The sequence below is a fragment of the Hominisplanchenecus sp. genome (genome assembly GCF_046967715.1).
GTDB lineage: Bacteria > Bacillota > Clostridia > Lachnospirales > Lachnospiraceae > Hominisplanchenecus > Hominisplanchenecus faecis.
In genome coordinates this window covers 1-8,492 of record NZ_JBKVNQ010000085.1, presented here as the reverse complement: position 1 = coordinate 8,492, position 8,492 = coordinate 1, and the positions used below count along the sequence as shown (strand labels likewise).

Genomic DNA, 8,492 nt, shown 5'->3' with positions numbered 1-8,492 from the left:
TTGTTATTACTCACCACTTGCAGAAGTGGGAGTCTTCTCGACTGAGATAAAAAAGCAGGTCAGACTGTGCATTCTCATCCTGATGAGTGCACATCTGACCTTGCTTTATAATCTACTGATCCGCCGAAAGATAACCGAAATGGCGAAGTGCAAAGCTCACGCCTTCTTCTTCGATCGGCCTGGTCACGTAATCTGCCACTTCTTTGAGCTTATCCACAGCATTTCCCATGGCGATGCCGTTTCCTGCCTTCTCTATCATTTCGTAATCGTTCATGCTGTCTCCAAATGCCACGATGTCAGACCAGTCTTTCTGGTAATAGTCCAGAAGTGCCTGGATGCCGTTTGCCTTGGAAACTTCTTTTGTGATGACATCTGCCCCTCTGCGGTCGGCAAAAAGCGGCGTCTTGATTTCCGGAAATGCTTCCCGGAGCAGATCGGTACCTTTTGGATCGCCAAAGTATGCCAGTCCGTAAAACGGGTGTGTCAGAAGGTTGGACTCGTCTATGTACTCGCGGTCTCCGTCTCCGAAAATCCGCTTTTCATGCTCGATCAGCACTTCTTTGTTGACATAGCAGCCGTATTTGCCGATGTTCATGCCGATGCAGAGATGATGCTCACGGCAGAACTCCATCATGCGGGCGATCAGCTTCGGATCCATGAAGACTTCCCGGATCTTTTTTTCGCCTACGGTTACTTTCTGGCCGTTGCTGTGGACGATTGCATCCGGCTGAAGCTGTTTTTTGTATGCTTTGCTGAATTCACTGTCCATATCGCGACCGGTTGCGACAGCTACCACATGACCTTCTTTTTTCAGTGCTTCCAGATCCTTAAGCACTTTTTCGGAAATGTGAAAAGTCTTGTGATCCAGAAGTGTCATATCTAAATCAAAACAAAATATTTTAGAGCACATTTTTTAAGATTTCTTCCTGTCTTTCTTTGACTGAAGTCTCGCGGATCTTCTTACGCAGCGGCAGAACACATGCCGGTGATACAGACAGTTCGTCGATGCCCATTGCCAGGAATGCTTCTGTCATCTCCATATCTGCCCCGAGTTCTCCGCAGATACCAATCCAGATGCCGTTCTTATGTGCATTGTCTGCTGCCATTTTGATCAGACGCAGCAGACCTTTGTGATGCGGATAGTAGAATCCCTCCAGGTTTGCATTCTGTCTGTCTACAGCGGTTGTATACTGTGTCAGGTCGTTTGTTCCGACGCTGAAGAAATCGACTTCTTTTGCCAGATCATCGCTGATCATGGCTGCTGCCGGTGTCTCGATCATGATACCAAGCTGGATCTCTTTGTTGTACGGGATGCCACTTGCATCTAATTCTGCCATAACACTCTTTACGATCTCTTTGATCTGCAGTACTTCTTCCAGTGCCACGATCATCGGGAACATGATGGCAATGTTTCCAAATGCAGATGCACGCAGCAGAGCACGCAGCTGTGTACGGAAAATATCCTGCTGTTTCAGGCAGATACGGATCGCACGGTAACCCATTGCCGGATTTTCTTCGTGAGGCAGGTTGAAGTAATCAATCTGCTTGTCTGCTCCGATATCCAGTGTACGGATGATGACCTGTTTCTGTCCCATCGTCTCAGCCACATATTTATATACTTTAAACTGTTCTTCTTCCGTCGGGAAATTGTCATTTTCCAGATACAGAAACTCGCTTCGGAACAGTCCGATGCCTGCTGCATCATTTTTGATCACAGCTCCGATATCAGATGCATTTCCGATATTGGCATACAGTTTTACTTTCTGTCCGTCCAAAGATACGGTCTCTTTGCCGCGGAACTGCTGCAGAAGCTCCTGCTGTGCCAGATACTCCTGTTTCTTTGCCTGATATTCTTTCATGGTCTCTTCATCCGGCTCGATAATCAGGCATCCGTTTGCTCCATCCACGATGGCTTCTTTTCCTTCGTATTTCTCATCCAGTGCATCACCGATACCGATGATTGCCGGGATGTTCATCGTCTTTGCAAGAATTGCGGTATGGGAGTTCGTAGAACCGCCCTGTGTCACAAAAGACAATACCATGTCCTTATTAAGCTGTACAGTCTCGCTTGGTGCCAGATCGTCTGATGCAAGAATGACCGGCTTGTCCGTTACCAGTCCGCTCTCACCTGCTCCGGTAAGGATTTTCACTACACGGGCTGAAATATCTTTTACGTCAGCTGCACGCTCTCTCATATAGTCATCATCCATGGAAGCAAACATCTGTGAGAAATTGTCTCCGGTAACGCTGACTGCATATTCTGCATTTACAGACTGTGTCTGGATCATGTTTTCGATTGCTTCTACATAGTCCAGATCTTCCAGCATGAACTGATGTGTCTGGAAAAGCATGGCATTGCTCTCGCCAACTTCAGAAACGGCTTTGTCATACAGTTCACCGAGTTCTTCAATGGCTTTTGCTTTTGCATTTTCGAAACGCTGGATCTCAGCCTGCGGATCTTCTACTTTTTTTCGCTGTACTACACCGGAATCTCTCTTAAAGAAAGCAATCTCTCCAATTGCGATCCCACCAAAAACACCTTTTCCCTGTAACGTAATCATTAAGTTTCCTCCTCACTTATTTTACTTATGTAATGCTCAGTAACTTCGCAATTACAATTTTTCTTATGAAACACCTGTAATGGCCCGGCAGCAAGTGCTTCGGCCTGCACCGGATCATTACAGACATTTTTTTATTTAGATGCTGTTTCTGTCTCGGTTTCTGCTGTTGTCTCTGCCAGTGTACCGTCTGCATTTTTTACAACGGCATTTTTCTCAAGGATCTTCACTGCTTCATCCTGCAGAATACTTGCCATGATCGTGCTCTTACCATACTGGCTGATAAATGCATCCACATCTGTAGATCCCATCTGTGCTGCGTATTCGCTTGCTTTTTCCTGGAATTTTTCATCGGAAATCTCAACGCCTTCTGTCTCTGCGATCGCACGCAGTACCATTTCCTGGCCAAGGCTCTGTTTTACGGTTTCTGTCATTTGCTTTACAAATTCTTCTTCCGTCATGCCTACCTGCTGTTTCAGGAAATCTGCATATTCCATGCCATACTGATCTGCGTAGGATTTATAATAGGAGGTAACCTGCTCCAGCTGATAATCGATCATTTCCTGCGGATAATCGTTTACGGTTGCATTCTGATATGCAAGTGCTACCAGATCATTGAGTTCCTGGTTGTGCTGGTTTTCTTTTTTCGTCTTCTCCAGGTCTTCTTTTATATAGTTGTTGTATGCTTCTGCTGTTTTGTATTCATTATTGGAAATTTCCGCTGCAAGCTCATCTGTCAGCTTTGGTGCACGTTTTACGGAATTGATCTTAACGGTAAATACAACTTCTTTGCCTGCCAGGTCGGTGGAACTGTAATCTTTCGGGAAAGTCAGGTTCAGATCTACGGTATCTCCGATCTTTTTGCCGATCAGTCCGTCTTCAAAGCCGTCGATGAAGCTGCCGGAGCCGATCGTCAGGTCGTAGCCTTTTGCTGTGCCTCCGTCAAATGCTTTTCCGTTTAATTTTCCTTCGTAGTCGATGTTTGCCACATCGCCGTTTTCTACGGTACCTTCTTTGATCTCTTCGGATTTGTCGTTGTTGTTTAAGTTTGTCTCAACCTGCTGCTCGACTTCTTCGTCTGTGACATCGGTGGATGCCAGTGTTACTTCCAGTCCTTTGTAGTCTCCCAGTTTGACATAATCCAGTGCTTTGTAGTCCGGGCGTTCTGCTGCTTCTGTTGCTGCTTCACTCTCAGATGAGCTGTCTGCAGTTGTCTCAGAAGACGCATCCGATGCTGCTTCGGTTGTGGTGTCTGTATCTTTTGTCGTGTTTCCTGAACATCCTGTCACGGTGATCGCCATGCCAAGAAGCAGGGCTGCGATTACTTTTCTTTTCATTGTAGTTGTTTCTCCTTTCAGATCTTGCGTCGCTTTACATTTCCGGTACCGGTGTCGGTCTTGATTTATCAAAGACTTCTCCGGCATCAAAAAGATCTTCCAGCATTTCCGGATTATAATACATACGGTAGCCGTCCAGATTTCTTCTTCCCTGACGCATATAATTTTCTCCAAACTGTACCCAGTACTGCGTGGAATCTACATTACAGTAAATATCAAATCCCATGCTCTTAAGATAAGCGAATTTTTCGTTATCTGATGTGTATGGCTGCCAGTCGCCAAGGTCGGAACCAAAGGCAAAAATGATCACATTGGTGTCTCCGACAAGCGGTTTTACATAGTCCAGCCATTTCTGTGTATCGGTCTGCAGTCTTTCAAGACTTGCTTCGCCAACATTGATATGTCCCCATGTATGACTTGCAAACTCCCATCCTTCTTCTTTCATGGCATCTGCCACTTTTTTCGCCTGCTGTCTTTCCTTTTTCCAGGCTGCTTTGTCGAAATCCGGGTTCTCTTCGAAGAATTTCTCCTGGTACTCATCCAGGTCTTTTCTTGTCTTGTATGCGATATCAGTGCGATAACCGAGTATACCGTTGTATCCGGTCAGAGCAATGATTCCCTTATGTCCGTGATAGGAGAAATCCGGATGCTCTTCCACAAAGCGATCGATCAGAGGCACCATATCGTAATCGCCTACTGATATACTTCCGTCATCTTCTTTATATTCATTTTTAATATCGCCATTTTCATCCACAATCAGCTTCGTTGCCATGCCATCACCATCCATATAATGATAGTAACTGACATCGTCCTGTGAAAGGACAAATGCCTTTTTGCCCGGCGGAAGCATGATCTTGCCCGGTGATACGGTACCATCTTCATTGACCGTACACATATCATGCAGACTTACCATCACATATCCTTTGTCATACATAGACTGTGTGATCTTGTTGAACTCATCGATGGTAGTCATAACCTGATTATATCCGGCTTCTTTGGAATCACCATCAAATGCTTTCGAGGTGTCATATATTAATGTATGATAAAATACATGCGTCACCTGGTCAAGTGGATATTCTACAAGCTCCGATTTTGCCTGCTCGTACTCTGCCACTTTATCCTGCATATCCTGACTGTCTGCGAAATCAGAAGATGCCTTTAAAAGCTCAATTGCACCGTCATAATCATACTGTGCTGCCTTTAACTCTGCCTGGGACATGATATCGTCTTCTTTTTTCTGTGCCTGTGTTTCTGTCTCGGCTGCACTCTCTGTGCCTGCGGTATCTGCCGTACTCTCACTTTCAGCACTGGTCGCTGCCTGCTCCCGGTTGTCCCGGAGCTTTTTCTTTTCAAGCATATCTTTTCCAAGAAATGCACACAGGCCAAGGATGATGAACAGAAGAATGACTATGATCATCCTCCCTATAAACATCTGTCGCCTTTTTCTTTTTTTGCGGGCATCCGCTCGCTTCTGTTTTTCACTTTCGTTCATATTCCCCTCCACACTGGTGATAAATTCGCCCTTCGGACTGCTTTCTCATGTTTTTACGGGTTCCAAAGTCATACTCTGGCCACCTTGCATTATTATGATTCCACGGATTGCTCCGCATTTCATGCTCCCGCAATCCTGAAAACATTCGAAATCCGTCCTGGCGGACTACTTTCTCATGTTTTTACGGGCTCCATAGACATAAAACTGTATGCAAGCATACATTTTATGTCCATCGATCCCTCGAATCATAATAATATCACATCTATAATAGAAATTACCACCCTAAATTGATGATATTCATAAAATTGTAATTATTCGGTACCGCTTCTTGCACTTTCTGCAAATAAATGGTACAATATTGAAATATATGAACTTATTTAGGAGGGTGTACTATGTCTACATTTTGGAATGTCCTCATTGTAATTCTGCTCGTGCTGGTAATCGCACTTGCACTTCTTTATTACTTTGGACAGAAAGCACAGAAAAAACAGGCCGCACAACAGGAACAGCTCGAAGCGACTCGTCAGGTCGTCTCTATGCTTATTATTGATAAGAAACGCCTCAAACTAAAGGAATCCGGTCTTCCTCAGATCGTCATCGATCAGACACCGTGGTATATGCGTCGTACGAAGATCCCGGTTGTCAAAGCAAAGATCGGTCCTAAGATCCAGACGCTGATCAGCGAAACAACTATTTTTGATTCTATTCCGGTAAAGAAAGAGATCAAGGCTGTTGTCAGCGGTATCTACATAACTGAGATCAAGAGTGTCCGCGGCGGACGAGTTGAGGCACCGCAGCAGAAAAAGAGCCTGCGTGTCCGTCTTTCCGAAAAGCTTCTTCGCAAGTCAAAAGAGCTCAATGCATCTGCTGCCGAAGATTCCAAGGGAAAGAAAAAGAAGAAATAAAAACTTTCAAGTGCATGCGTATTGAGAGATATGGATGCACTTTTTATTTGGAATTCGCACAAATGCTGATACTGCAGTCTGCAATATACTCACTGTTGATCTCCAGTGCGTATTTTACCTGCACATCAATGCTGTCTTCTTTTTCGCTGACATCCAGATGTGTTGCGGAGATCCCGACCAGGAATCTTCCAAATGGGGTGTCGTAATAAGATTCGCTTTTTTTGTCTTTTTCGAACACCATATGCACGTTTGTCATCCCGCGTCTGGTCAGTTCCAGACTGCCGTTTTCGATTTTCAGAAGATTGCGGATCACTTCATTGGAATCTTCCTGTACTTCATCGTACTTGATATAATGGCGGCCGTCTTTTTCAAAGTAGCTGCCGGAAGTGATCACTTCCATCTCTTCACTGTTTTCTTCTCCATCCGGAAATTGTACACCGCTGATGCGGAGCATTATATCTTTTGTCATTTAGTACTCCTCTATGCTGATCTTCTTTGTGGTATTTACATCAAATGGCAGAATCGAATCTGCAAATCTCATAAATTTATCTGCCTGGTCGCTGACATAAAACTGATATTTACGTGCTTCTTCCTGAGACTGGATGTTTGTCAGTCCTTTTTCTGCAAGAAGCTGTTTCAGCTCACGTGCAGTCTCATAAGCCGGATTGACCAGTGTCACCTTTTCTCCGACAATTTCACGCAGTGTGGAACGCAGAAGCGGATAGTGGGTGCATCCAAGGATCAGGGTATCGATGTCCTGCTCCATCAGTTTCCGCAGATATCTGCCCGCAACTTCAAATGTCACCGAGTCTTTCAGCCATCCTTCTTCTACGAGCGGTACAAACAGCGGACATGCCTTGCCGATCACCTGGATCTGCGGGTCCTGTCTGGTGATATAAGAAGAATAAATTCCCGAATTTATTGTTGCTTCTGTGGCGATGACACCGATCTTTTTGTTGTGGGTTGCCTCGCATGCTACTTTCGCTCCCGGCTTTACTACACCAATGATCGGAATATCCAGCTCTTTTTCCACATCTTCCAGTGCATAGGCACTTGCCGTATTGCAGGCGATCACGATCGCTTTGACATCCTGTGTTTTTAAAAAGCGGATGATCTGTCTGGAATAACGCAGCACCGTATCTTTTGATTTTGTTCCATAAGGAACACGGGCTGTGTCCCCGAAATATACGATATTCTCTTCCGGCAGGTTTCGCATGATCTCACGAGCCACCGTAAGACCGCCAACGCCGGAATCAAAAACTCCTACCGGAGCATTACATTTGTCACTCATAAATTATTTTCCTCCGAATTAATCCCTTATATTTTACGTCGAACCCCTGTAAATTGCAAGCAGTCCTTTCCCTGCTCAGAAAAAGACCGGTGTTTTCCCGTCAAATGCATAGGAAACCGGTTCTTCTTTTGCAAAGACCGTCTTGCCGTTCGTCCCTTCTGTGATCTCTTCTTTGACAGAGACAAGCTCTTCCTGCGGAACCAGAGTCTCGACGGTCACTTTGTCCGTATACTGAGAATCTGTGATCAGAAGCCCTCTCTGTCCGAGCAGATACTGGATCTTACCGATCCCGGAATAATCGGTTTCCATCGCCAGCAGAAAGCCTTTTTTCTTTTCGAGTACGGTGCTGGCCGCAAGCCCTGCCTGTACAGATTTTGAATACGCACGGACAAGCCCGCCTGTTCCAAGCAGTGTTCCGCCGAAATAACGTGTCACCACAACGGCTGTGTTGTGGATGCCCTCTCCGAGCAGCACGTCCAGCATCGGATGACCTGCTGTTCCTGCCGGTTCCCCGTCGTCACTGCTTCTCTGTATTTCATTATGTTCCCCGATCACAAACGCAGAACAGTTATGTCTGGCATCCCAGTATTTCTTTTTCGTCTCTGCAATAAATGCAGATGCTTCCTCCTCCGAGTCCACCGGCTTTACGGTCGCGATAAAACGTGATTTTTTCTCAACGATCTCGCCCTCTCCGCCGCAATAGACAATTTTATATTCTTTCATATGCCAAAACCCTCCGATTAAAATTCCAGAATTCGGTAATACTTATGCTATCTTACCAGAGTCCCCCAAAAGAAGCAACAGCAGAAATCCTCCTTTGCTCTTTCTTTCCTGAAAGTTGTGTGATAAAATACTAAGATGCCAGGGTCAAAAGCCTGAAACCACGATGTGCTTGCACAGGAGTGGTTT

Annotated in this window: 8 protein-coding genes; 1 reads left to right on the top strand and 7 read right to left on the bottom strand. The window is 45.3% G+C overall.

What is annotated here, in order from left to right:
- Positions 1–112: 112 nt before the first annotated feature.
- The 4 genes from ACLTL4_RS10480 to ACLTL4_RS10465 all read right to left on the bottom strand — a co-directional run bounded on the left by ACLTL4_RS10480 (position 113) and on the right by ACLTL4_RS10465 (position 5,387).
- Positions 113–910: an HAD family hydrolase gene (locus tag ACLTL4_RS10480; protein ID WP_173895262.1), complete on the bottom strand. Its 798-nt coding sequence runs from the start codon at positions 908–910 to the stop codon at positions 113–115.
- Positions 900–2,561: a phosphoenolpyruvate--protein phosphotransferase gene (ptsP, locus tag ACLTL4_RS10475; protein ID WP_022119553.1), complete on the bottom strand. Its 1,662-nt coding sequence runs from the start codon at positions 2,559–2,561 to the stop codon at positions 900–902. Before ptsP ends, ACLTL4_RS10480 begins: the two co-directional genes overlap by 11 nt.
- Positions 2,562–2,692: 131 nt before the next feature.
- Complete coding sequence (gene tig, locus ACLTL4_RS10470) at positions 2,693–3,895, bottom strand: trigger factor (RefSeq protein ID WP_412320507.1); 1,203 nt, start codon at positions 3,893–3,895, stop codon at positions 2,693–2,695.
- Between the two features lie 34 nt (positions 3,896–3,929).
- Complete coding sequence (locus ACLTL4_RS10465) at positions 3,930–5,387, bottom strand: polysaccharide deacetylase family protein (protein WP_173897649.1); 1,458 nt, start codon at positions 5,385–5,387, stop codon at positions 3,930–3,932.
- 392 nt (positions 5,388–5,779) lie between these two features.
- Between ACLTL4_RS10465 and ACLTL4_RS10460 the strand changes: the two genes are divergently transcribed.
- Positions 5,780–6,292 (top strand): hypothetical protein, encoded by a 513-nt coding sequence (locus ACLTL4_RS10460; protein ID WP_022119550.1) that lies wholly within the window; start codon positions 5,780–5,782, stop codon positions 6,290–6,292.
- 43 nt (positions 6,293–6,335) lie between these two features.
- Here the strand turns inward: ACLTL4_RS10460 and ACLTL4_RS10455 are convergent, their stop codons facing one another.
- From ACLTL4_RS10455 to ACLTL4_RS10445, 3 genes are all read right to left on the bottom strand, one after another.
- Positions 6,336–6,761 carry a DUF1934 domain-containing protein gene (locus ACLTL4_RS10455; protein ID WP_022119549.1) on the bottom strand — a complete coding sequence of 142 codons (426 nt, stop codon included), beginning with the start codon at positions 6,759–6,761 and terminating at the stop codon, positions 6,336–6,338.
- Positions 6,762–7,583 (bottom strand): glutamate racemase, encoded by an 822-nt coding sequence (gene murI, locus ACLTL4_RS10450; protein ID WP_147631933.1) that lies wholly within the window; start codon positions 7,581–7,583, stop codon positions 6,762–6,764.
- Between the two features lie 75 nt (positions 7,584–7,658).
- A complete protein-coding gene (locus ACLTL4_RS10445) occupies positions 7,659–8,306 on the bottom strand; it encodes a YigZ family protein (RefSeq protein ID WP_412290290.1) in 648 nt (215 codons plus the stop codon).
- Positions 8,307–8,492: the final 186 nt, after the last annotated feature.